The 22,600-nt window shown below is 72.6% G+C and carries 23 protein-coding genes; 12 read left to right on the forward strand and 11 right to left on the reverse strand.

All coding sequences use genetic code 11. The features are described from left to right. Window positions 1-30 precede the first annotated feature (30 nt). The 4 genes from OG906_RS28775 to OG906_RS28790 all read left to right on the forward strand — a co-directional run bounded on the left by OG906_RS28775 (window position 31) and on the right by OG906_RS28790 (window position 4,069). Window positions 31-705, forward strand: coding sequence for an urease accessory protein UreF (locus OG906_RS28775; RefSeq protein ID WP_329446912.1), 675 nt, complete (start codon window positions 31-33; stop codon window positions 703-705). A 30-nt stretch (window positions 706-735) separates the two neighbouring features. Then, on the forward strand, window positions 736-1,425 hold the full coding sequence (gene ureG / locus OG906_RS28780) for an urease accessory protein UreG (protein WP_267798686.1): 690 nt from the start codon (window positions 736-738) through the stop codon (window positions 1,423-1,425). Then, window positions 1,422-2,201, forward strand: a complete 780-nt coding sequence (locus OG906_RS28785; RefSeq protein WP_267825681.1) for an urease accessory protein UreD — start codon at window positions 1,422-1,424, stop codon at window positions 2,199-2,201. Before ureG ends, OG906_RS28785 begins: the two co-directional genes overlap by 4 nt. 194 nt (window positions 2,202-2,395) lie before the next feature. Then, window positions 2,396-4,069 carry an alpha/beta hydrolase gene (locus OG906_RS28790; RefSeq protein ID WP_267825683.1) on the forward strand — a complete coding sequence of 558 codons (1,674 nt, stop codon included), beginning with the start codon at window positions 2,396-2,398 and terminating at the stop codon, window positions 4,067-4,069. A 27-nt stretch (window positions 4,070-4,096) separates the two neighbouring features. On the opposite strand, the gene OG906_RS28795 is transcribed toward OG906_RS28790, so the two are convergent. The 6 genes from OG906_RS28795 to OG906_RS28820 form a co-directional block, all read right to left on the reverse strand. Further along, window positions 4,097-4,822 carry a lysophospholipid acyltransferase family protein gene (locus OG906_RS28795; RefSeq protein WP_329446915.1) on the reverse strand — a complete coding sequence of 242 codons (726 nt, stop codon included), beginning with the start codon at window positions 4,820-4,822 and terminating at the stop codon, window positions 4,097-4,099. Window positions 4,823-4,977: 155 nt separating this feature from the next. After that, window positions 4,978-5,136 (reverse strand): hypothetical protein, encoded by a 159-nt coding sequence (locus OG906_RS28800; RefSeq protein WP_267798681.1) that lies wholly within the window; start codon window positions 5,134-5,136, stop codon window positions 4,978-4,980. A gap of 32 nt (window positions 5,137-5,168) precedes the next feature. Further along, window positions 5,169-6,125, reverse strand: coding sequence for a cytochrome c oxidase assembly protein (locus OG906_RS28805; protein ID WP_267798679.1), 957 nt, complete (start codon window positions 6,123-6,125; stop codon window positions 5,169-5,171). A 97-nt stretch (window positions 6,126-6,222) separates the two neighbouring features. Further along, window positions 6,223-7,251 (reverse strand): 6-phosphofructokinase, encoded by a 1,029-nt coding sequence (locus OG906_RS28810; RefSeq protein ID WP_267798677.1) that lies wholly within the window; start codon window positions 7,249-7,251, stop codon window positions 6,223-6,225. A 189-nt stretch (window positions 7,252-7,440) separates the two neighbouring features. After that, on the reverse strand, window positions 7,441-8,169 hold the full coding sequence (locus tag OG906_RS28815; protein WP_053683312.1) for a type 1 glutamine amidotransferase: 729 nt from the start codon (window positions 8,167-8,169) through the stop codon (window positions 7,441-7,443). 20 nt (window positions 8,170-8,189) lie between these two features. Beyond that, entirely contained in the window at window positions 8,190-9,428 is a 1,239-nt protein-coding gene (locus OG906_RS28820; RefSeq protein ID WP_053683314.1) for a Mur ligase family protein, read from the reverse strand. Between the two features lie 123 nt (window positions 9,429-9,551). On the opposite strand from OG906_RS28820, the gene def reads away from it, so the two are divergent. Continuing rightward, entirely contained in the window at window positions 9,552-10,166 is a 615-nt protein-coding gene (gene def / locus OG906_RS28825; protein WP_329446919.1) for a peptide deformylase, read from the forward strand. 37 nt (window positions 10,167-10,203) lie between these two features. Here def and OG906_RS28830 read toward each other — a convergent pair whose 3' ends face one another. Beyond that, a complete protein-coding gene (locus OG906_RS28830; RefSeq protein ID WP_329446921.1) occupies window positions 10,204-10,848 on the reverse strand; it encodes a TetR family transcriptional regulator in 645 nt (214 codons plus the stop codon). A 217-nt stretch (window positions 10,849-11,065) separates the two neighbouring features. Here OG906_RS28830 and OG906_RS28835 point away from each other — a divergent pair, with 217 nt between their 5' ends. Continuing rightward, window positions 11,066-12,295: an acyl-CoA dehydrogenase family protein gene (locus OG906_RS28835; protein ID WP_267798671.1), complete on the forward strand. Its 1,230-nt coding sequence runs from the start codon at window positions 11,066-11,068 to the stop codon at window positions 12,293-12,295. 78 nt (window positions 12,296-12,373) lie between these two features. Here OG906_RS28835 and OG906_RS28840 read toward each other — a convergent pair whose 3' ends face one another. After that, a complete protein-coding gene (locus tag OG906_RS28840) occupies window positions 12,374-13,048 on the reverse strand; it encodes a hypothetical protein (RefSeq protein WP_329446923.1) in 675 nt (224 codons plus the stop codon). Between the two features lie 67 nt (window positions 13,049-13,115). Next, on the reverse strand, window positions 13,116-13,553 hold the full coding sequence (locus OG906_RS28845; RefSeq protein ID WP_329446925.1) for an SRPBCC family protein: 438 nt from the start codon (window positions 13,551-13,553) through the stop codon (window positions 13,116-13,118). Window positions 13,554-13,709: 156 nt separating this feature from the next. On the opposite strand from OG906_RS28845, the gene OG906_RS28850 reads away from it, so the two are divergent. Then, complete coding sequence (locus tag OG906_RS28850; protein WP_053683322.1) at window positions 13,710-13,895, forward strand: DUF5999 family protein; 186 nt, start codon at window positions 13,710-13,712, stop codon at window positions 13,893-13,895. 141 nt (window positions 13,896-14,036) lie between these two features. Here OG906_RS28850 and OG906_RS28855 read toward each other — a convergent pair whose 3' ends face one another. Together OG906_RS28855 and OG906_RS28860 are read right to left on the reverse strand one after the other, a co-directional pair. Next, window positions 14,037-16,061: an ATP-binding protein gene (locus OG906_RS28855; protein ID WP_329446927.1), complete on the reverse strand. Its 2,025-nt coding sequence runs from the start codon at window positions 16,059-16,061 to the stop codon at window positions 14,037-14,039. 164 nt (window positions 16,062-16,225) lie between these two features. Continuing rightward, window positions 16,226-17,191: a fibronectin type III domain-containing protein gene (locus OG906_RS28860; RefSeq protein WP_329446929.1), complete on the reverse strand. Its 966-nt coding sequence runs from the start codon at window positions 17,189-17,191 to the stop codon at window positions 16,226-16,228. 226 nt (window positions 17,192-17,417) lie between these two features. On the opposite strand from OG906_RS28860, the gene OG906_RS28865 reads away from it, so the two are divergent. The 5 genes from OG906_RS28865 (at window position 17,418) to OG906_RS28885 (ending at window position 22,585) form a co-directional block, all read left to right on the forward strand. After that, window positions 17,418-19,031 (forward strand): ABC transporter substrate-binding protein, encoded by a 1,614-nt coding sequence (locus OG906_RS28865; RefSeq protein WP_329446931.1) that lies wholly within the window; start codon window positions 17,418-17,420, stop codon window positions 19,029-19,031. 55 nt (window positions 19,032-19,086) lie between these two features. Then, complete coding sequence (locus OG906_RS28870; RefSeq protein ID WP_329448164.1) at window positions 19,087-20,043, forward strand: ABC transporter permease; 957 nt, start codon at window positions 19,087-19,089, stop codon at window positions 20,041-20,043. Further along, window positions 20,036-20,902 carry an ABC transporter permease gene (locus OG906_RS28875; protein ID WP_329446933.1) on the forward strand — a complete coding sequence of 289 codons (867 nt, stop codon included), beginning with the start codon at window positions 20,036-20,038 and terminating at the stop codon, window positions 20,900-20,902. Before OG906_RS28870 ends, OG906_RS28875 begins: the two co-directional genes overlap by 8 nt. A gap of 68 nt (window positions 20,903-20,970) precedes the next feature. Beyond that, entirely contained in the window at window positions 20,971-21,933 is a 963-nt protein-coding gene (locus OG906_RS28880; protein WP_329448165.1) for an ABC transporter ATP-binding protein, read from the forward strand. Next, a complete protein-coding gene (locus OG906_RS28885; protein ID WP_329446935.1) occupies window positions 21,926-22,585 on the forward strand; it encodes an ABC transporter ATP-binding protein in 660 nt (219 codons plus the stop codon). Before OG906_RS28880 ends, OG906_RS28885 begins: the two co-directional genes overlap by 8 nt. Window positions 22,586-22,600: the final 15 nt, after the last annotated feature.

Consider the following 22,600-nt stretch of genomic DNA (forward strand, 5'->3'; position numbering starts at 1 on the left):
GCGCACCCGCACGACCGGGGGCCGCACCCGATGAGCCTCGCCGCACTGCTCGTCCTCGCGGACGGCCGCTTCCCCGCCGGAGGGCACGCCCACTCCGGCGGGGCGGAGGCCGCCTGCAAGGCGGGCCGGATCCACGACGCAGCCACCCTCGCCGACTTCTGCCGGGGCCGGCTGCACACCTCCGGGCTCGTCGCCGCCGGACTCGCGGCGGCCGCCGCCCTCGGACTCGACCCCGCCGAACTCGACGCCGCCGCCGACGCACGCACCCCCTCGCCCGCGCTGCGCACCGCCGCGCGCCGACTCGGCAGGCAACTGTTGCGGGCCGCCCGCGCGACCTGGCCGGCCGGCGAACTGGACGCCCTGGCCGCAGCCTTCCCGCGCGGCGCCCACCAGCCCGTGGTCCTCGGCGTCACCGCGCGGGCGGCCGGACTCGGGCCGTCGGACGCCGCGCACGTGGCGGTGTACGAGAGCGTCAGCGGACCCGCCACCGCGACCGTGCGCCTGCTCGGCCTCGACCCCTTCGAGGCGAGCGCCGTACTGGCCCGACTCGCACCCGAGCTGGACGCCGTGTCCGCGCGGGCCACCGAGGCGGCCCTGCTCGCCCGCGACGAGGGAACGGGCGCGCTGCCCGCCGCCTCCTCGCCGCTGCTGGACATCTCGGCCCAGGTTCATGCCGCCTGGCCGGTACGGCTCTTCGCGTCCTGAACAGCCTCCCCACACCCCCCAGGAGACCCCGTGCACCTCGACCACGCCGTGACCTACCCCCACCGCCACACCCACGGCGCCGACCCCGTCCGCGGGGACGGCACCCGCCGCGCCCTGCGCCTCGGCCTCGGCGGCCCCGTCGGCTCCGGCAAGACCGCCACCGTCGCCGCGCTGTGCCGGGCGCTGCGCGCGGAGCTGTCCATGGCCGTCGTCACCAACGACATCTACACCCGTGAGGACGCCGAGTTCCTGCTCCGCGAGGCCGTCCTGCCGCCCGAGCGGATCACCGCCGTCGAGACGGGCGCCTGCCCGCACACCGCCATCCGCGACGACATCTCCGCCAACCTGGAAGCCGTGGAGGAACTGGAGGAGACCGTCGGCCCGCTCGACCTGATCCTCGTCGAGTCCGGGGGCGACAACCTCACCGCCACCTTCTCCCGAGGCCTGGTCGACGCCCAGATCTTCGTCATCGACGTGGCCGGAGGCGACGACATCCCGCGCAAGGGCGGCCCCGGGGTCACCACCGCCGACCTGCTCATCGTCAACAAGACCGACCTCGCCCCCCACGTCGGTTCCGACCTGGAGCGGATGGCCCGGGACGCCGCCGAACAACGCGGTGAACTCCCCGTCGCCTTCCAGTCCCTGCGCGGGCCCGAGGGAGTGGCCCCGGTGGCCGACTGGGTGCGCGGGCGGATCGCCGCCTGGACGGCCGTACGGTGACCGGCGCCCCGGCGGTACCCGCCCTCGGGCTGCGCGCCACCGCCCGGATCGGCGCCGTCGCCGACGGGCGCGGCGGCACCGCGCTGCCCCTGCTGGCCGGGGAGGGGCCGCTCGCGCTGCGCCGGGTACGGGGCGAGGCCGCCGAGGCCGAGGTGATGCTGGTCGGCGCCATGAGCGCCCCGCTCGGCGGTGACCACCTCACCGTCGAGGCGACCGCCGGACCGGGCGCCCGGCTCGGCCTCCGCTCGGCGGCGGCGACCCTGGCGCTGCCCGGCCGGGGCGGGGAACCCGCACGGTACGACGTACGACTGACCCTTGCCGAGGAGGCGCGGGTGCGGTGGCTGCCCGAGCCGCTCGTGTCCGTGCGCGGCAGCGACCTGCGGGTCACCACCCGCGTCGAACTGGCCCCCACCGCACGGCTGCTGCTGCGCGAGGAGCAGGTGCTCGGCCGCAGCGGGGAGGTCCCGGGCCTGCTGCGCAGCCGGCTCACCGTCGACCGGGCCGGCCGGCCGCTGCTGGATCAGGAGGTGGCTTGCGGGCCGGGAGCACCCGGCGGCTGGGACGGTCCGGCCGGGCTCGCGGGCCACCGCGCGCTGGGTCAACTGCTCGTGGTGGATCCGCGGTTCGCGCAGGCGCCGCCCGCCGCCGCCGTGCTCGGCGAGTTCGCGGTGGCGACCGCGCTGCCCGGGCCGGCCGTGCTGGTGACGGCCCTCGCCCCGGACGCGCTCCGGCTGCGCGAACTCCTCGACGCGGCCTGCGCGACGTACGGCTGGTGACGGAAGGGCAGAGCCGGGGCGAACCGGACACCGCTCAGCGGTACACGCCTTTCCGGTTATCGGGTTGGCAAAGAACCGACCCGCGCTCTGTTGCCCGGTGCTGGTCAGGCGAAAGGATCCCCCTGCACGCCGACGACCGAAACAGACCGAACCCGGCCGCCCACGGCGGCACATGACGCAGGGGGAACAACCACGTGATACGCACCGCGGCGCTGGGCAGCGCCGCCACACTGATCACCGGAACGCTGGCGGCGAGCCTGCTGCTGGCGCCGTCCGCGACGGCGGCCACCGCCGGCCGCGACGGCGGCGGGGCCGCCGAGGCGATCGGCGTCCAGATCGCCGCCGCCCGCGCCGCCCGCACGGGGATCGAGTGGAAGGACTGTCCCGCCGACTGGGGCTTCGAGAAGCCGATCCAGTGCGGCTGGGTCAAGGTCCCGCTCGACTACACCAAGCCGTTCGGCAAGACCATCGAGCTCGCGGTCGACCGGATCGGCAGCACCGGCACCAAGGAGGAGCGCCAGGGCGCCCTCGTCTACAACCCCGGCGGCCCCGGCGGTTCCGGCATGCGCTTCCCGCGCCGGGTCACCACCAAGAGCCCGCTGTGGGTCAACACCTCCAAGGCGTACGACTTCGTGGGCTTCGACCCCCGCGGCGTCGGCCACTCCGCGCCGATCTCCTGCATCGACCCGCAGGAGTTCGTCAAGGCCCCCAAGGCCGACCCGGTCCCGTCCAACGAGGCCGACAAGCGCGCCCAGCGCAAGCTCGCCGCCGAGTACGCGGACGGCTGCAAGGAGCGCAGCGGCGAGATGCTGCCGCACATGACCACGCCGAACACCGCGCGCGACCTGGACGTCATTCGGGCCGCCCTCGGCGAGAAGAAGCTGAACTACCTCGGCGTCTCCTACGGCACCTACCTCGGCGGGGTCTACGCGACCCTGTTCCCGAACCACGTGCGCCGCATGATCGTCGACAGCGTCGTCGACCCGGACGTCGACAACATCTGGTACGAGGCCAACCTCGGCCAGGACGTGGCCTTCCAGACCCGGTGGAACGACTGGCAGGACTGGGTCGCCAAGAACGACTCCGTCTTCCACATCGGCAACACCCGGGCCAAGGTCGAGGCGAAGTACCAGGAGCTTCGCGCCGCCGCCAAGGCGAACCCGATCGGCGGGGTCGTCGGCCCGGCCGAGCTCATCGGCTTCTTCCAGGGCGCCCCGTACTACGACTCCTCCTGGGTGCCCGTCGCCCAGACCTGGAGCAAGTACATCGCCGGTGACACCCAGGCACTGGTCGACGCGATCGCCCCGGACATGTCCGACCTCGCGGGCAACGCGGCGTCCGAGAACAGCAACGCCGTCTACACCGCGGTCGAGTGCGCCGACGCCAAGTGGCCGACCAGCTGGGCCAAGTGGGACCGGGACAACACCAAGCTCCACAAGAAGTACCCGTTCCTGACCTGGTCCAACGCGTGGATGAACCTCCCCTGCGCGACCTGGAAGTCCAAGCAGAGCAACCCGATCGAGGTCGGTGCGAGCGCCAAGCGCGGTCTGCCGCCGGTCCTCATCGTCCAGTCCGAGCGTGACGCGGCCACCCCGTACGAGGGTGCGGTCTCCCTGCACCGTCGCCTCGGCGGCTCGCGCCTGATCACCGAGCAGAACGCGGGCTCGCACGGTGTCACCAGCCTGGTGAACCCCTGCATCAACACCCGCGTGGACACCTACCTGCTCACCGGCAAGGTCGACGCCAAGGACGTGAAGTGCGGACCGCACGCCACGCCCGTCGCCCCGGCCCCGGCCGCCGCGAAGTCCCTCGCGAAGACCCCGGGCGCCGACTTCCCGGCGCGTGAGGAGCTCCCCGCCGTCCGCTAGCCCCATGCGGTGACGGTGGTTCCACGATCACGGAGAAGGCCTGGCGCGTCCTGCGCGCCGGGCCTTCTTCCGTGCTTCCTCCTCCTCGGCCTTCACCTCGCCGGCGTACCGGTCGACGTACTCCTGGCCGGAGAGGCCCAGCACCGCGTACATGATCTCGTCGGTGACGGCCCGCAGGACGGCGCGCTCGGACTCCAGTCCGTCGTACCGCGAGAACTCCATCGGCTCACCGAAGCGGATCGTGACCCGCCGGATCTTCGGGATCTTCTGCCCGGGCGGCTGGATCTCGAAGGTGCCGACCATCGCGCAGGGCACCACCGGCACCCCGGCACCCAGTGCCATCGCGGCCACCCCGACCTTGCCCTTGTAGAGCCGTCCGTCGTGCGAGCGGGTGCCCTCCGGGTAGATGCCCAGCAGCTCGCCCTTGGCCAGCACCCCGAGGCCCTCGCGCAGCGCCGCCTGCCCGGCGTCCTTCCCCGAGCGGTCCACCGGGATCTGCCCGGCGCTGCGGAAGAAGGCGGCGGTCAGCCGGCCCTTGAGCCCGGGGCCCGTGAAGTACTCCGCCTTCGCGAGGAAGGTGATGCGCCGCTTCAGGATCGCGGGCATCAGGAAGTGGTCCGAGAAGGAGAGGTGGTTGCCCGCGATGATCGCGGCGCCCTCCGCGGGGATGTTCTCCAGCCCCTCGATCCGCGGTCTGAACAGCAACCTCAGCAGCGGACCGAGGAACACGTGCTTGAGCAAGTGGTAGAACACCAGGCCGCTCCCGTCGATGCCCCGTTGTCACCGCCATGGTACGGACAGTCAGCCCTGAGGCAGAGGGGGCGGGAGGGCGAAGCTTCGACGGGGGCGACGGGCAGCACGCCGGCGCGGCTCCGGACGGGCGCGCCGCGCAGGGGCGGCCGCAGGGCTCAGGCGCTGCGGGAGGCGGCCATGGCGACGGTCAGCAGCCCCAGCACCACCCAGGCGAACCACAGCCAGCCGTTGCTGCCGAGAGTGGCGGAATAGGTACCGATCGCCACCAGGGCGGCGAAGGTCATGACGGCCATCGTCTTCACGGATCCGGTCATGCCCCATGGTGGCGCCAGAAGTCGCGATCGCGCTACCGGCCACGCGCCTGGAGCGACGCGAGATACGAGTTGTACGCCTCCAGCTCCTGGTCACCGTTGCGGTCCTCCGCCCGGTCGGACCGCTTCGCGGCCCGCTGCTCGGAGTGGTACCACTGGTAGACCAGGGCGATCAGCACGAGCACGGACGGGATCTCGCTGAAGGCCCAGGCGATGCCGCCACCCCACTGCTGGTCGAGCAGCGCGTCGATGCCGAGGGAGGCCGGCGGGTCCGCGTACGTCTTGATCATCGGCTCGCTCGCCATCATCAGGGCGATGCCGAAGAAGGCGTGGAAGGGCATGCCGGAGAAGAGCTCCAGCATGCGCATCACGTAGCCGGGGCGGTGCGGGCCCGGGTCCACGCCCATGATCGGCCAGAAGAAGATCACGCCGACGGCGAGGAAGTGCACCATCATCGCGATGTGCCCGGTCCTGGACTCCATCAGGAAGTCGAAGAGCGGCGTGAAGTACAGCCCGTAGAGGCTGGCGATGAACATCGGGATGGTGAAGGCGGGGTGCGTGATCACCTTCATGTAGCGGCTGTGCAGGAGCATCAGCAGCAGCTCGCGCGGTCCCTTGGTACCGCGCGGGGCCGGCGGCAGCGCGCGCAGCGCCAGCGTCATCGGGGCGCCCAGCAGTAGCAGGATCGGGGTGATCATGCTGATCACCATGTGCTGGACCATGTGCACGCTGAACATGACCATGCCGTAGTCGTTGAGCTTGGTGCACATCACCAGGATCACGGTCAGCACGCCGACGCCGAAGGCGATCGTGCGGCCCAACGGCCAGTCGTCCCCGCGCCGCCGCAGTCGAAGCACCCCCCACCCGTACAGGGCGAGACCCAGCAGCGATCCGAACAGGAAGAAGGCGTCGAAGGAGAACTCCAGACCCCGTCCGAGAGTGAAGGGCGGCAGGTCCATGTTCATGTCCATGCCGTGCCCGCTGTGATCCATCTGTTCACTCCCTCGACCCGTGATGCCCCACCACAGTAGTGCCGCCCCCGAACGCCGAAGCGTCCGGGGGCGGTGTCGTGTCAGAAGGGGGGAAACATCACAGAACGGTCTGCGCCTCTTCGTAGCGCTCGGCCGGGACCGTCTTGAGGGTCTGCACGGCCTCCGCGAGCGGCACCATCACGATGTCGGTGCCGCGCAGGGCGGTCAGCATGCCGAACTCGCCGCGGTGCGCCGCCTCCACCGCGTGCCAGCCGAAGCGGGTGGCGAGGACCCGGTCGTACGCGGTGGGCGTGCCGCCGCGCTGGACGTGACCCAGGATCACCGGACGGGCCTCCTTGCCGAGGCGCTGCTCCAGCTCCACGGCCAGCCGGTTGCCGATCCCGGCGAACCGCTCGTGGCCGTAGATGTCGGTGCCGCCGGCCTCGATGGCCATCGACCCGCCCTCGGCGGGCTTCGCGCCCTCGGCGACCACGACGATCGCGAACCGCTTGCCGGCGGAGAACCGCTCGCCGACGATCGCGGTCAGCTCGTCGATGTCGAAGGGGCGCTCCGGGACGACGATCGCGTGCGCGCCGGCGGCCATGCCCGAGTGCAGGGCGATCCATCCGGTGTGCCGGCCCATGACCTCGACGACCATCACGCGCTGGTGGGACTCGGCGGTGGTCTTCAGCCGGTCCAGGGCCTCGGTGGCCACGCCGACGGCGGTGTCGAAGCCGAAAGTGACGTCGGTCGACGCGATGTCGTTGTCGATGGTCTTCGGGACGCCGACGATCGGCAGGCCGCCCTGCGACAGCAGGTTCGCGGCCTTCAGGGTGCCCTCGCCGCCGATCGGGATGACGGCGTCCAGGCCGAGGTCCGCGAGGTGACCGCGCGCCCGCTCCACGCCGTCGCGCAGGTGCGCGGGCTGGACCCGGGAGGAGCCGAGGATCGTGCCGCCGCGCGCCAGGATGCCGCTCACGGCGTCGAGGTCGAGCTTGCGGTAGTCGCACTCCAGGAGGCCGCGCCAGCCGTCGAGGAAGCCGATCACCTCGTCGCCGTGGTCGACGACGGCGCGGTGCACGACGGAGCGGATGACGGCATTGAGGCCGGGGCAGTCGCCTCCGGAAGTGAGCACACCAATGCGCATGGCAGGAAGAACCTTTGCAACGTGGGCCGACGACCGGACCACGTCGTCCGGTTGGAACTACCTGTCACCCTACAAGCGGATCCCCGATGGACTGAACCATCCTCCACATGCTGGGCGGACCCGTGGTGCGAACGCACGTCGGCCCGGACCCCCTGGGGAATCCGGGCCGTACGGGACGTGGCGCGCGGGTTACGCGGGCTGCGTGGCCGCCGCGATGCGCTCGTTGCGCAGCGCCTCGTACCAGCGGTCGTCTATGGCCGGCAGCGCGTTCACGTCGAGGGCCAGCTTGAGCAGCAGGTCCGCGATCAGCGGGTTGCGGGCCATCACCGGACCGTGCATGTACGTGCCGAAGACGGTGTCGTTGTACGCGCCCTCCGTGCCGTCCCCGGAGCCGTTGCCGCGACCCAGCCGGGTGCGGGCGAAGGGCTTGGCGGAGGGGCCGAGGTGGGTGACGCCCTGGTGGTTCTCGAAGCCCGTCAGCGGGGGCAGGCCCAGCCGCGGGTCGATGTCCGCGAGGACGTCGCCGACGCACCGCTCGCCCTCGCCGCGCACGGTGACCACGTCCAGCAGACCGAGGCCCTGCTGGCGCTCGCCCATGTCGTTGACGAACTCGGTGCCGAGGATCTGGTACCCGGCGCAGACCGAGAAGACGATCGCCCCGTTCGAGACGGCGCGCTCCAGACCGCCGTCGCGCACCAGGCGCTCCGCGGCCAGTCGCTGCGGGCGGTCCTCACCGCCGCCGATCAGGTAGATGTCGCCCGAGGTGGGGATGGGCTGGTCGCTGCGCACGTCCACGCGCTGCACGTCCAGGCCGCGCTGGCGCGCCCGGCGCTCCACCACGAGGGCGTTGCCCTGGTCTCCGTACGTGCTGAGCAGGTCGGGGTAGACCCAGACCAGACGCAGGCTGTTGTCGCTCATGCTCTTGTCCTCTGTGGGTACTAGTTGCCGACGCGGCGGCGCACGTCCTGGAAGGCGGTGTAGTTGGCGATCAGCTCGATCTGTCCGGGCGGAGCCAACTGGACGGCCTCGTCGAGGGTCTCGCAGACACGGAAGTCCAGGCCCGCGACCTCCAGGCGGACGGCGAGGTCCAGCTTGCGGTCGCCGATCACGAAGATCGGGTGACCGGCCAGCCGCGGATAGTCGACGTCCCACAGCCAGGAGGTGTCGGTGCCGTCGGCGCCGCGCGCGTTCACCGACAGGATCACCGGGGTGGGCGGCGGGTCGATCAGCGAGAACGTCTCCAGCCAGCCCGCCGGGTTCTTGGCGAGCAGCAGCCGCAGCTCGCGGCCCATGAAGTTGACCACGTCGTAGCGGCCGGCCACGGCCTGCACCTGGTACATCCGCTCCAGCGCGACCTGCGGCGGGACGCCGAACACGGCGGCCACGGCGGCCGAGGTGGCGGCGTTCGCCTTGTTGGCGCGGCCGGGCAGCTGGAGGTGGATCGGCCAGGCGCTGCCGTGCGGGTCGAGCACGTGGTCACCGGAGAGCACCCAGCTCGGGGTGGGACGCCGGAAGCCGCACTCGCCGCAGAACCAGTCGTCGCCCGGGCGCTGCATGACGCCACCACAGGAGGGGCACGACCAGGCGTCGTCCTTCCACTCCTGGCCGGCGGCCACCCACACCACGTTCTGCGAGGACGAGGCCGACCACACGATCAGCGGGTCGTCGCAGTTCGCCACGATGACGGCCTTGGAGCCCGAGAGCCCCTCGCGCCACTTCTCCGCGAGCATGCGGGTCTCGGCGGCGCGGTCCAGCTGGTCGCGGGAGAGGTTCAGCAGGGCGATCACCTTGGGCGTGACGTCCCGGGCCACTCCGGCCAGGTACTTCTCGTCGACCTCGATGACGCCGTACTTGGCGTCCGAGCCACCGGCGAGCGCCGAGGTGATGCCGGCCGGCATGTTCGCGCCGAGCGCGTTCGAGACGACCGGACCGCTGGCCCGCAGGGCCTCCGCGATCAGTCGGGTCGTCGTGGTCTTGCCGTTCGTCGCGGAGACGAGGACGACATCGAGATGCTGCGCCAGCGCGCCGAGGAGATCGGGGTCGAGCCTGAGTGCGACCTTGCCACCGATCACCGATCCGCTTCCGCGTCCCGCGGCCCGCGACACCGCCGCCGCGGCCTTGCCCGCCGTCACGGCCAGCTTGGCCCGCGGCGAAAGCGGCTCCGTGTTGCCTGCCATCGTCCCTTGTCCTCCTTGCGTCGGTCGGCCCCAGCCTATCCAGTACCTGCCGGAGCCTTGACCGCGGCGCCCCCGGGACGTCGCGGATCTCCTCATATATTCGCCCGTCGTACCCTTACCGCCATGCGACAGCGCCCCATTCCCGGCACCACCGGACACGTCCGCACCATGAGCCTGCTGGGCGATCCGGTGCTCCACTCGGCCTGCGCGGAGGTCACCGAATTCGGGCCGCCGCTCCACCGGCTGATCGAGGACATGTTCGCGACGATGTACGCCGCCGAGGGCGTCGGCCTCGCGGCCAACCAGATCGGCGTGGGCCGGCGGGTGTTCGTGTACGACTGCCCCGACGACGAGGACGTCCGCCATGTCGGACACATCGTCAACCCCCGGCTGGTCACGGCCGACGGGGACGGGTTCCGCGGCCCCGAGGGCTGCCTCTCACTGCCCGGCCTGGAGGCCGGCACGGTCCGCTTCGACCACGCGGTCGTCGAGGGGTTCACCTCCGACGGCGCGCCCGTGCGGATCGAGGGGACCGGGTTCTTCGCGCGCTGCCTCCAGCACGAGTGCGACCACCTCGACGGCACGGTCTACGCGGCCCGGGTCACCGGGTTGCGGCGACGCCGGCTGCTGCGGGCGATCCGCCGGACGCCGTGGGGTGCGCGGGGAATCGCCCGGCTGGGCGAGCGGGGCCGACCTGCGGATCAGGCGGATCAGGGCGAGGGGCAGGGCCGAGGTTAGCTCCGGCCCGGTCCGGTCCGGCCGGCCGCCCGGCGGGTCAGAAGCCGGGGCCGTCCGCCCGGTTGCCCGCGGTCGCCAGCCGGCCCCACAGCAGGTCGGTGAGGGCCGTGACCAACTCCGCCCGCTCGCAGGGGCGTTCGCCGAGCCACCAGTCCCCGGCGGCGTGCATCATGCCGACGATGCCGTGGCCCCAGACCCGGGCGAGGCGTTCGCCGCCGGGGCCGAGGTCGACGCGTTCGCCGATGACCTGGGCCAGTTCCTCGCCCAGGCGGCGCAGCAGCGGGGCCGAGTGGAGGCCGACGTCGAAGCCCCGCTCGGCGGAGTGCGAGTCCTCGGCGGGGTGCATCAGGAAGCGGTACACCTGTGGGCGGGCCTCGATCGCGACGAGGTAGGTGTCCAGGGTGGCCTCGACCCGGCGGCGGCGCTCGGCCGGGGCGTCGAGCGCGGCGCGCAGCGAGTCGAGCAGTGCGTCGGTGTGTCGCACGGCGAGGGCCTGGTAGAGCCCCGCCTTGTCGCCGAAGTGCCGGTAGAGGATGGGCTTGGTGATGCCCGCCTCGGCCGCGATGGCGTTCATGGAGGCCTTCGGGCCGTCCCTGAGCACGACCCGGTCGGCGGCTTCGAGCAACTCCCGTCGCCGGCGCTCGGCCGCTCCCGGTTCGCCGGCCTGCTGAGTGGTCTCCATGACGTGTTTCTCTCCCCGCCCTTGCGATGTGCGTGACGCCCACGCAACGTAACACCCCACACACCCCGTCGATCGACTCGACGGCCGCCGTCCGGGCCGAACATGCCGCGCTTGACACTGCTTACCCGTCGGTAACAGACTGTGGCCCGCGATGTGGTTACCGCAGGTAACCGCCCCGGGTGGGCAACCGTACGTGCACGAGACAGCTGGAGGGGACATGGCGGAGTTCACCATGGAGCTCAACGACGACCAGAAGCAGGTGCGGGACTGGATCCACGGCTTCGCCGCCGACGTGATCCGGCCCGCCGCCGCGGAATGGGACGAGCGCGAAGAGACTCCGTGGCCCGTCATCCAGGAGGCCGCGAAGCTCGGCATCTACTCCGTCGACTTCTACGCGCAGCAGTTCTTCGACCCGACCGGTCTCGGCATCCCGATGGCGATGGAAGAGCTCTTCTGGGGTGACGCGGGCATCGCGCTGTCCATCGTCGGCACCGGCCTCGCCGCCATCGGAGTCGTGGCCAACGGCACCGAGGAGCAGATCGGCACCTGGATCCCGCAGATGTACGGCGACCAGAACGACGTGAAGGTCGCGGCCTTCTGCTCCTCCGAGCCGGACGCGGGATCGGACGTCGGGGCGATGCGCACCCGCGCCGTCTACGACGAGGCCAAGGACGAGTGGGTGCTCAACGGCACCAAGACCTGGGCGACCAACGGCGGCATAGCCAACGTCCACATCGTCGTCGCCGTGGTCGATCCCGAGCTCGGCACCAAGGGGCACGCCTCCTTCATCGTGCCGCCGAACACCCCCGGGCTCGCGCAGGGCCAGAAGTTCAAGAAGCACGGCATCCGCGCCTCGCACACCGCCGAGGTGGTGTTGGAGGACTGCCGCATCCCCGGATCCTGCCTCCTCGGCGGCAAGGAGAAGCTCGACGAGCGGCTCGCCCGTGCCCGCGAGCGGGCCAGGGCCGGCGGCGGCGAGCGCGTGAAGAACGCCGCCATGGCCACCTTCGAGGCCTCCCGCCCGGCCGTGGGCGCGATGGCCGTGGGCACGGCCCGCGCGGCCTACGAAGTGGCCCTGGACTACGCCAAGACCCGGACCCAGTTCGGTCGGCCGATCATCGACAACCAGGGTGTGGCGTTCCAACTCGCCGACATGCGGACCCAGATCGACGCGGCTCGGCTGATGGTGTGGCGGGCCTCCTGGATGGCGATCGCGGGCAAGCCCTTCACCGCCGCGGAGGGGTCCATGTCGAAGCTGTTCGCGAGCGAGGTCGCCAAGAAGGTCACCGCCCAGGCGGTCCAGATCCTCGGCGGCAACGGCTTCACCCGTGAATACCCCGTGGAGCGCATGCACCGTGACAGCGCCATCTACACGATCTTCGAGGGCACGAGCGAGATCCAGCGCCTGGTGATCGCCCGGACGATCTCGGGGATGCCGATCCGCTAGGCAGCGCCTCACCTGGAACGTCCGTGCCCCCGCCGGCCCTTGGCCCGCGGGGGCACGGTCACATCGGTCGGACGCCGGTCAGCCGGTGGCCACGGCGATGACGATGAGCGTTGCGTAGAAGGCCAGGGACAGGGCCATCGGCACCGAGACGACCAGCGCCTGCGGGCGCCGACGCAACTGCTTGCCCGGGTCCAGCGCCGGGCGGAAACCGCCCTGCGGGGCCGCGAGCCCGGCGAACGTCGACCTCGGGCCGAGGTTGCGCAGCACCGTGATCGGCGTGAGCAGCAGGGACATCGGCCCCCACCAACCCTGCCAGAGCGTCTTCGCGGACATGTCCCGGACGGTCGCGGTCCCGCAGTCACGGCAGAACGGCCCCTGCACGCTCAGCGAGCGCATCATCAGCACCATGCCCTGGTGGCCCCGGACGGTCGCCTGCGCCGCGGGCTGCGCCCCGCACAGCCGGCAGCCGTGGCCGCCCTGCTGCGGTGCCTGGTGGGAGGGGGCGCCCTGCGGGGGCACGCCCGCGGCGAACGGGTTCCCGTGGCCGGCGGGCTGCTGCGGGGCGCCGGCGCCGGGCTGCTGCTGCGCGTACGGGTTGCCGTGCCCCGCCGGCTGTTGCGGCTGGGCCGGCTGGGCGTACGGGTTCCCCTGGCCGGGCTGCTGGGCGTACGGGTTTCCCTGGCCGGGCTGCCCCGCGTACGGGTTGTGCGGGTGCTGCGGGACCGAGCCCTGCTGCGGTGGTGGAGTGGCCACGATGGTCCCCTTGAAGAAGTCGGTTCGGTCACCTGGGGCGGTGATCAAGGCACCCTAGCGGGATTCATCATGTCCCCAACAACCGGTCGAGGGCCCGGCCGAAGAGGAAGCGGCCCGCCGCCGCGACGAGCGGGTCGAAGGGGCGGCCCAGCCCGCGCAGGCTCAGTTCCTCGCGCCAGTGGACCTGTGCTCCGGAGGGGAAGTGGGGACGCACCTCGATCTCCGCCCAGCCCCGGACCACACGACCGTGTTTCACCAGGCGCACCAGCCCCGCGGCGGCGCCGGCCGGAGGCGTCCAGAGGGTGACTTCCATGGGGTCGTCGAATGTGAGCCTTCCCACGCCCGTCCGGGCCGTGAACAGCGTTCCGACGTGCGTCGGCGGCGCCGTATCGACGGTCGTCCGGGTGAAGGGGACCTGTGCGCCGTGGCGCTCCCAGTCCGTCAGTCGCAGCCACGCCTCGGCGGGCTGGAGGGTCGTCGTGCGAATGATCCGGATAGCGGGCATGAGCGCATCGTAATCGGGCATACACACCCTGAACTGGACCCCGAATATGGGTTCCGCCGGGGGGTGGCGATCAGCAATACTCACCGCCACCGTGGATCGCGGATTCGACCGGGTGACCACCGGCCCTCCCGCCCCACTCTGCGAGGAGGTGCGCCGATGTGCTCCCACCAGCCCCCCTGCCCGACCGCCGACAGCGCCGATCACGACGCCGCCCACACCGTGGCCTTCCACCCCGAACAGGGCTGGAGCCTGCTGTGCAACGGCGCCGTGGTCTTCGACGACACCGGTGAACTGCTCCCCGACGGCCGCACGGTGGAACCCCGCCGACCGGCCCTTGTTTGAGCGAGGAGGCAGCATGCGCCAGCAGCTGATCCGCAAGCCCGTCCCCAAGCCCGCACCCCGAGACCTGGACCTCCGTACACCGTCGGGCAGACCCCTCCCGTACTGACGGGAGCCCCGGAGTCACGTGCCACCGGCTGAGGGTCAGCCGGTGGCCGCCGCCGTGCCGCCCAGGAACGCCGTCTCGAAGGCCGCGTCCCCGATCGCCGCGCGGGCCCGCCGCTCGCCCTCGTCCCGCAGGGCCGTCAGCGCGGGCGAACCACCCATCTGAGGCCGCCCCACCGTGCGCCACCAGGCGTGTCCGGTGCCCAGCAGCCGCGCCGCCAGCTCTCCGTCGCCCAAGCCGGCCACCGCCGCCGCGAGCAGGTCCAGGCCGAGCGCGATCCCGAACCGGTCGCCCAGCAGGCGCTTGCCCGACAGCATGGCCCGGACGTGGCGGGCCGCCTCCCCGTGGTGCCCGAGCCCCAGCGCCGACATGGCCAGGATGTAGTCCGCGTAGGCGCGCAACCATCGCTCGCCCAGTTCCGCGCACGCCTCGCGCAGCCCCCGCGCCTCCTCGGCGGCCTCCTCGAAGCGCTCCAGGTCGCACAGCGCGAAGCCGGTGGCGAGCCGGCACAGCAGCCAGCCCGGACCACTGGAACGCCCGCCGTGCCCCGCCCGGGCCCGGGGGCCGGCCAGTACGAGGGCCTTCACCGAGTCCCCGGGCATCATCACCGCCACCGCGTGCAGGTAGGCGGCCCGCAACTCGCGCTCGGGATCGGCCAGCCGGTCCGCCGAGCGGGTGCATTCCTCGCCGAGCCCGCGGGCCGCGTCCAGGTCGCCCTGGAGCATCACCGTCAGCCCGAGAGCCCACAGCGCCTGCGTGTACGTGGCGCCCGTGCGCGGGCCCGAGCGCAGGGACCGCTCAAGGAAGGCGCGGCCCTCGTGGACGTGCCCGCACGCGAACCAGAAGAACCAGAGCGCCCCGGCCATCTCCTGGGCGGCGGCCGGCTCGGACCCCAGCAACTGCTCGAGCGCCGTGCGCAGTTGCGGGTGCTCGGCGGTCATCCTGCGGTACCAGTCCACCTGCCCGGGACCCAGCCACCCCCGGTCGGCGGCCTGGGCGAGCGCGAGGTACCAGTGGGCGTGCCGGTCGGCGACCGTGCGCACCTCGCCCAGCTCCGTCAGCCAGTCGTGTCCGTACTCGCGGATCGTGTCCAGCATCCGGTAGCGGGTCCCCGCTCCGCGTTCCTCGGTGCGCCGGACCACGGACTTGGCCGCGAGGCCCGCCAGGACCCGCTCCACCCGGGAGGCGGGGAGCGGGCCGCCCGCGCACACCGCCCGGGCGGCGGCCACGTCGAAGTCTCCGGTGAACACCGACAGGCGCGCCCACAGCAGGCGTTCCACCGGTTCGCACAGCTCGTGGCTCCAGCCGATCGTGGTCCGCATCGTCCGGTGCCGGGGGAGCAGGGTGTCGTCGGTGTCGGTCAGCACGTCGAACCGGGCGCCCAGTCGCTGTGCCATCTGTTCGAGGGTCCACGACCGCAGCCGCGCGCCCGCCAGTTCGAGCGCGAGGGGGATCCCGTCGAGCCGGCGGCACACCTCGGCGGCGATCGCCGCCCGCGCGGGGTCCTCGAAGGCGGCGGCGGCCGGTGGGGACGCGGCGACGGCCCGCCGGCGGAAGAGGGTGAGGGCGTCGCTGTCCGGCCCGTCGAAGGGCAGTGGCCGTACCTCGACGAGCTGTTCCCCGGGGCTGCCGAGCGGTTCGCGGGAGGTGGTCAACACCGTCAGGTCCGGTGCGGATTGCAGGAGTTCCCCCACGAGGTGCCGGCAGGCCGCGATCAGGTGCTCGCAGGTGTCGAGGACCAGGAGGAGCTTCTTGTCCGCCATCCAGGCGCACAGTTCCTCGTCCAGCGACCGGGCCGAGTGGTCCGCGAGGCCGACGGTGTGCGCCACCGTCGCGGTGAGCAGGTCGGGGTCGCGCAACGGCGAGAGTTCGACCCACCAGACCCCGTCGGGTCGTTCGGGCCCGCACGCGGCGGCGGCCCGCCGGGCGAGCCGGGTCTTGCCGACTCCGCCCACCCCGGTCAGGGTGATCAGTCGCCGGCTCGGCAACAGCTGCTCCAGATGGGCGAGTTCACGCTCCCGTCCGACGAAGCCCGCCGACTCCGGCGGCAGGTTTCCCGACACCGGGCCAGAGTCCGGCCCGGGGCGGCCGCCTGCGGAAACTGGCTGACTGTTGTTGAACGAGTACGCACCGAACACGGATGTATTGTGCGTGATCCCGTGTGCCGGCAGGGGCGTTCAGGGCAGATCGCCGTATCTTCCCCGTGCGAGGCGCAGGGTGCGGGCCCTCAGCGGGCGAGGACCACACGGGTCTCCGGGGTGAAGGCCCCCCAGTTCCCGTCGGGCAGTCGCGCCCGCAGTTTCACGGCCCACACGGTGCCGGCCGGCTCGGTCACCGTGATCCGGTGCTCCACCCTTCCGGTGCCGGACGGGATCGCCGCGCCGGCGCCGAACTGGATGACGGTGACGGGCCGGTCGTTGACGTAGAGCTGGTACTCGTCGGTGCGTCGACCGGTGTCCGGTGCGGTCCAGGACAGGTCGACCAGCCCGGGGGAGGCGGTCGCCGTGAGCGCGCCCGGCGCGGTGTCCGGGCCCTGCCCGGGGTCGGGCGGCGTGGTCAGCTCCACCGTCGGGCCGTCGGGGGAGGTGTTGTCGGCGCCGTCCCGGGCGCGGACGGTGAAGGTGTAGCGGGTGCCCGGCTGGAGGCCGGTCACGGTGGTGGCGCTCTCGCCGGCGCCGGCCGTGTGGATGCGTACGCCGCCCTGGTGGACGTCGTACGCGGTGACGCCCGTGTCGTCCGTCGCCGCCGTCCACGTCAGCCGGGCCGCTCGGGGGCCTTCGGCGCGGCCCGTGGTGGTGGGGGGCGCCGACGGGGCCCGCCGGTCCTCGGCCTTCGCCGCCGGTGTGGTCGCCCGGGCGGGCTCACTGAGCGGGGAGCGGTTGCCGGTCGCGTCCCGGGCCCGGACCGTGAAGGCGTAGGCGGTCGCCGGGGCGAGGCCCGTGACGTCCACCATCGTCTTGTCGGCCGGGAGTTCGCGGACCAGGTGGTCGCCCTGGAAGACCTGATAGCCGGTCACCCCCTCGTCGTCCGGGGCCGCTCGCCACATGACGTGGACCGAGGTGGCGCTGCCGGCCTGCGCGGTGAGTTCGGCCGGGGCGTGCGGGGGTTCGGTGTCGCCGTCCGGGGCGCACGCCGTGGCGAGTGCCAGACAGAGGCAGAGCGCGGGGACGGCGCTTCGCGCGGAGTGTCGCAAGGAGGTGCCTTCCGCCGCTTCCTCGTAAAGGTCTAGACATATATGGCACGCCCGGCGGTGGGCGGGCAAGACCCCGGTGCTCCCCTCGGGGGTTCGGTGTGCGACGAGAGCCGGCCGGTCGGCCGGTTTCGCCTCTCCCCACCCCATCTGGCATTATTGCGATCTCTTTGCAATAAGAGATGATCTTAAACAGTACGAAAAGCAGGTATACGCGGATGTGGATCGCATGACGGCCCGGACAGCACGAGGAGTGGCCGCCACCACGCTCGCCGCCACGCTCATCGCGGGCGCGGCAGCCTGCTCGGCCCCCTCGGGAGGCGGCGAAGCGGGCCGCGCGGCGGACACCGCCGTCGTCGGCATCGCGACCGAACCGGAGACCCTCAGCCCGCTCCTCGGATACGGCAAGGACGGCAACTCCAAGATCTTCGACGGGCTGCTCACGCACGACGCGGACATGAAGCTTCGGCCCGCCCTCGCCGAGGCCCTGCCGGAGGTATCCGCCGACGGACGCACCTACACGTACCGGCTCCGCCAGGGCGTGAAGTTCAGCGACGGGCAGCCCTTCGGCGCCAAGGACGTCGTCTTCACCTACCGGACGATCCTGGACGCGAAGACCAACAACGCCTCCAAGACCGAACTCGACGCGATCCAAGGCGTCGAGGCGCGGGGCGACGACACCGTCGTCTTCACGCTGAAGTACCCCTACGCGCCGTTCGCCGAGCGGACCGTGCTGCCGATCGCACCCGAGCACATCGCGGGCCGCCAGGACGTCAACAGCGGCGACTTCACCACCCGACCCGTCGGCACCGGCCCGTACGTCCTCACCAACTGGTCCAAGGGCGAGAAGATCGGCTTCAAGGCCAACCCCGCCTACTGGGGCGGCGAGCCCGCCGTGAAGAAGTTCACCATGGTCGTCATCAAGGACGACGACGTGCGTGCGACCCGACTGCGCTCCGGCGAACTCGACGGCGCGATCCTCCCGCCCGCCCTGGCCAAGGCCCTCGGCGGGAAGGGCGGGGGCAAGGACACGGCGCGCACGCTCCACGCGGCCAAGACCTTCGACTACCGCAACGTGACCCTCCCCAGCGCCCACGAGGTCACCGGCGACCCGGCCGTCCGCCGGGCGCTGGACCTCGCCGTCGACCGCACGACCATGGTCGACAAGCTCCTGGAGGGCGCCGGCAAGCCCGCCTACGGGCCGGTCCCCACCGACAGCCCCTGGTTCACGGCCGGCACGGAACGGGCGTACGACCTCGACCGGGCGAAGCGAATCCTCGACGAGGCCGGTTGGAGGACCGGAGACGACGGCATCCGCGTCAAGGACGGGATCCGCGCCTCCTTCCCGCTCTGGTACACCTCCGGCGACAAGATCCGCCAGGACCACGCACTCGCCTTCGCCTCCGACGCCAAGAAGGCCGGCATCGAGGTCAAGACCGAGGCCGGCACCTGGGAGGTCATCGAACCCCGGATGAAGACCGACGCGGTCCTCGCCGGCGGCGGCTCCCCGGCCGACCCCGACTTCGACCAGTACCTGCTGCTCAACTCCGCACTGGCCGGCGACGGCTTCAACAACATGGCCCGGTACGACAACAAGACCGTCGACCAGGCGCTCCTCGACGGCCGCAAGAGCGGCGACCCGGCCGCACGCAAGGCCGCGTACGACACCGTCCAGCGGGAACTGCTGGCGAACCCCGGCTACGTCTTCCTCACCCACATCGACCACCTGTACGTGGTCGACGACAAGTGGGACGGGCTCACCACCCAGGTCGAGCCGCACGACCACGGCCTCGGCTCCGGCCCCTGGTGGAACATCGAGAGCTGGAAGCCGAAGCGGAAGTGAAGCGCACCTCGTGACCTCCCGTACCTCCCGCGTCCCCTGGGGGCCGATGGCGCGCATGGCCGGCCGCCGCACCCTGTTCGCCGCCCCCGTGCTGCTCGCCGTCACCTTCGGGGTGTTCGCCGTCGCCGCGATGTCCCCCTTCGACCCCGTCAAGGCGTACGCCGGCGCGGCCGGCCTCACCGCCTCGCAGGCCGATCTCGACCAACTGCGCGCCAACCTCGACGTCGACCAGCCGCTGGTCGCACGCTGGTGGGAGTGGCTCACCTCCGCCCTCACCGGAGACCTCGGAACCTCCTCCGTCATGCGCCAACCCGTCGGCGACGTCATCGCCGAACGGGTCGGCTGGTCGGCGCTGCTCGCCCTCTGCGCCTTCGCACTGGCCGTGCTGGTGGGCACGGCCCTCGGAGTGCTCGCCGCCCGGCGACAGGGCGGCCCGCTCGACCGGGCCGTCTCCGCGCTCGCCTACACCCTGGAAGCGGCCCCGGCCTTCTGGCTGGGCCTGCTGGCCATCTGGTTCTTCTCCGTACGGCTCGGCGTCCTGCCCTCCGGCGGCCTCACGGACGCCTCCGACGACGTGGTCACCCCCGGCCAGGTCGCCTCCCACCTGGTGCTGCCGGCGCTGGTGCTGGGGATCTCCCAACTGCCCTGGTTCTTCCTGTACGTACGCCAGGGCGTGGCCGAGGCCCTGGACGAGGACCCCGTGCGCGGGGCCAGGGCACGCGGCATCGCCGAGCGGCGGATCCTGATCGGGCACGCCCTGCGTTCCGGGGTGCTCCCGATGCTGACCCTGATCGGGTCACGGGTGCCCGAACTGATCACCGGGGCACTGCTGGTGGAGACCGTGTTCAGCTGGCCCGGCATCGCGGCGGCCACCGTACAGGCCGCCACCTCGGTGGACTTCCCGCTGCTCGCCGCCCTCACGGTGTCGGCCACCGCGGCCGTGCTCGCCGGGAACCTGCTGTCCGACCTGCTGTACGGACTCGCCGACCCCAGGGTGGGCTTCGATGGCTGACACCATCCGGCGCGCCACCGGCCGCGCCGACCGCTCCAGGCGCCGACCGCGCGTGCGCCTCTGCGCCCTGACCGCGGCCGTGATCGCCCTGGCGGTCCTGCTCGTCCCACCGCTGGCACAGCTCGACCAGCAGGCCGTGGACCTGTCGGCGAAGCTCCTGCCGCCGTCCTGGGAACACCCCTTCGGAACCGACGACGTGGGCCGCGACCTGCTGCTGCGCTGCGTCTACGGACTACGGGTGTCCCTGCTGGTCGGCCTGGTGGCGGCGCTCGTCGCCACCGTGATCGGCACCGCCGTCGGCGCGGCGGCCGGCGCGTGGGGAGGCTGGACCGACCGGCTCGTGATGCGGGTCGTGGACACCCTGTCGTCCATCCCGCACCTGCTGCTCGGCATCTTCATCGTGGCGATGTTCCGCCCCGGGGTGTGGCCGGTGGTCGTCTCGGTGGCCCTGACCCACTGGCTGTCCACCGCCCGGATCGTCCGGGCCGAGGTCCTGTCACTGCGGTCCCGGCCCTTCGTGGACGCCGCCGTCTCGGGCGGCGCCTCACGGTGGCGGGTCACGACCCGCCACATGGTCCCCGCGATCCTGCCCCAGGCGGGGCTCGCCGCCGTGCTGATGATCCCGCACGCGATGTGGCACGAGTCGGCGCTGTCCTTCCTCGGCCTCGGACCCCCCTCCCGCCAGGCCGGCCTGGGCACCCTCGTACAGACCGCACGCGGCTCGCTCCTCGTGGGGGCCTGGTGGCCCACCCTCTTCCCGGGCCTGCTGCTGATCATCCCGACCCTGGCCATCGCCGGCCTCGCGGCCGCCTGGCGCGACCGCCTCCACCCCCGCCGCCGCTCGGAGCCGACCCTGTGACCGTGGAGCAATCCCCAGCCCCTGCCGCCGCCCCCGCCTCCGCGGAACCGGTCCTCCGCGTGGAACGGATGTCCGTCCGCTTCCGCATGCCCGGGGAGCGCCACGTCGAGGCCGTCACCGACGCCGGCTTCACCCTGGCCGCCGGCGAGTGCCTCGCCCTCGTCGGCGAGAGCGGGTGCGGCAAGTCCGTCCTCGCCTCCGCCCTCCTCGGCCTGCTCCCCGGCAACGCCGAGACCGCCGGGTCGGCCCGCCTCGCGGACGGCCTCGACCTCCTCGCCGCCGACGAGGCCACCCTGGCCCGGACCGTCCGCGGCCGCCGCGTCGGACTCGTCCCGCAGAGCCCCGCGGCCCACCTCACCCCGGTCCGCACCATCCGGTCCCACCTGGAGGAGACGGTTCGCGAACTCGCCGGACCTTCCGAGCCTTCAGGGCCCTCCGGGGCCCGGACCCCGGGCACCGGCCGGCGGGCACGCCGGGCACGACTGCGCGCCGCCGCGGAAGCCGCGGCCACCCGCGCGGCCTTCCCCGCCTCCCACCTCGACCACCACCCGCACGAACTCTCCGGTGGCCTCGCCCAACGCGCCGCCACCGCCCTGGCCCTCGTCGGGGACGCCCCGCTGCTGCTCGCCGACGAGCCGACCACCGGCCTCGACCGGGACCTCGTCCACCGCACCGTGGACGAGCTGCGGGCCCACACCCGTGCGGCCGGCCGGGCCCTGCTGATGATCACCCACGACCTGGCCGCCGCCGAACGGATCGCCGACACCGTCGCCGTCATGTACGCCGGGCGCATCGTGGAAACCGCCCCCGCGGCCGTCTTCTTCGGCCCGGTCGGCCCCCGACACCCCTACGCCCGCGGGCTCCTCGACGCCCTCCCCGAGCGGGCCTTCGCCCCCATCCCCGGCGCCCCGCCCGAACTCGGCGCACTGCCGCCCGGCTGCGCCTTCGCCGACCGCTGCGCGCAGGCCGACACGACCTGCCGGACACGACGCCCCCCGCTCGTCGAAGGAGTGGCCTGTCACCATGCTTGAGCTCCGCGGCATCACCGCCGGATACGACCGGGGCGCCCCCGTCGTCCGGGACGCCCACCTCGCCCTGGAGGCCGGCGAGGCTCTCGGACTGCTCGGCCCCAGCGGCTGCGGCAAATCCACCCTCGCCAGGGTCGCCGCCCTGCTGCACCGGCCCGAGCGCGGCACCGTGGTGCTCGCGGGCCGCACGGTGACCGGGTTCCGGCACCGGGCCCCGCGCGCCCAGCGCGTCCGGGTCGGCGTCGTCTTCCAGCAGCCCCGCCTGTCCGCCGACCCCCGCCTCACCCTGCGCGACCTCGTCGCGGAACCCCTCCGGGCCACGGGACGACGCGCGGAAGCGGCCTCCGTCGTACCGGAGTTGACGCAGCGTGTCGGACTCGGCGCCGATCTGCTCACGCGCCGTCCCCACGAGGTGAGTGACGGACAACTGCAACGCGCCTGTCTGGCACGCGCCCTGGTGCTGCGGCCGAGCCTGCTGGTCTGCGACGAGATGACCGCCATGCTCGACGCCTCCACGACGGCCGCGCTGGTCGCGGTGGTCGAGGAGTACCGGGCGGAGAGCGGCGCGGCGCTCCTCGCGGTGGGCCACGACCCGATCCTGCTCGGCCGCTGGTGCGACCGTACGACCCACTGGAACGAGATCGTCAAGAACTGATCGGCCGTCACGGAC

It is taken from the genome of Streptomyces sp. NBC_01426, assembly GCF_036231985.1.
Taxonomy (GTDB): domain Bacteria; phylum Actinomycetota; class Actinomycetes; order Streptomycetales; family Streptomycetaceae; genus Streptomyces.

Bases quoted from the DNA above. Each gene is read 5' to 3' on its own strand.
- OG906_RS28885 (WP_329446935.1), top strand. From the start codon at position 21,926: ATGCTTGAGCTCCGCGGCATCACCGCCGGATACGACCGGGGCGCCCCC.
- OG906_RS28835 (WP_267798671.1), top strand. From the start codon at position 11,066: ATGGCGGAGTTCACCATGGAGCTCAACGACGACCAGAAGCAGGTGCGG.
- OG906_RS28820 (WP_053683314.1), bottom strand. From the start codon at position 9,428: ATGGCAGGCAACACGGAGCCGCTTTCGCCGCGGGCCAAGCTGGCCGTG.
- OG906_RS28845 (WP_329446925.1), bottom strand. From the start codon at position 13,553: ATGCCCGCTATCCGGATCATTCGCACGACGACCCTCCAGCCCGCCGAG.
- OG906_RS28870 (WP_329448164.1), top strand. From the start codon at position 19,087: ATGGCCGGCCGCCGCACCCTGTTCGCCGCCCCCGTGCTGCTCGCCGTC.
- OG906_RS28880 (WP_329448165.1), top strand. From the start codon at position 20,971: ATGTCCGTCCGCTTCCGCATGCCCGGGGAGCGCCACGTCGAGGCCGTC.
- OG906_RS28850 (WP_053683322.1), top strand. From the start codon at position 13,710: ATGTGCTCCCACCAGCCCCCCTGCCCGACCGCCGACAGCGCCGATCAC.
- OG906_RS28805 (WP_267798679.1), bottom strand. From the start codon at position 6,125: ATGGATCACAGCGGGCACGGCATGGACATGAACATGGACCTGCCGCCC.
- OG906_RS28800 (WP_267798681.1), bottom strand. From the start codon at position 5,136: ATGACCGGATCCGTGAAGACGATGGCCGTCATGACCTTCGCCGCCCTG.
- OG906_RS28810 (WP_267798677.1), bottom strand. From the start codon at position 7,251: ATGCGCATTGGTGTGCTCACTTCCGGAGGCGACTGCCCCGGCCTCAAT.
- OG906_RS28875 (WP_329446933.1), top strand. From the start codon at position 20,036: ATGGCTGACACCATCCGGCGCGCCACCGGCCGCGCCGACCGCTCCAGG.
- OG906_RS28815 (WP_053683312.1), bottom strand. From the start codon at position 8,169: ATGAGCGACAACAGCCTGCGTCTGGTCTGGGTCTACCCCGACCTGCTC.
- def (WP_329446919.1), top strand. From the start codon at position 9,552: ATGCGACAGCGCCCCATTCCCGGCACCACCGGACACGTCCGCACCATG.
- OG906_RS28865 (WP_329446931.1), top strand. From the start codon at position 17,418: ATGACGGCCCGGACAGCACGAGGAGTGGCCGCCACCACGCTCGCCGCC.
- OG906_RS28775 (WP_329446912.1), top strand. From the start codon at position 31: ATGAGCCTCGCCGCACTGCTCGTCCTCGCGGACGGCCGCTTCCCCGCC.
- OG906_RS28830 (WP_329446921.1), bottom strand. From the start codon at position 10,848: ATGGAGACCACTCAGCAGGCCGGCGAACCGGGAGCGGCCGAGCGCCGG.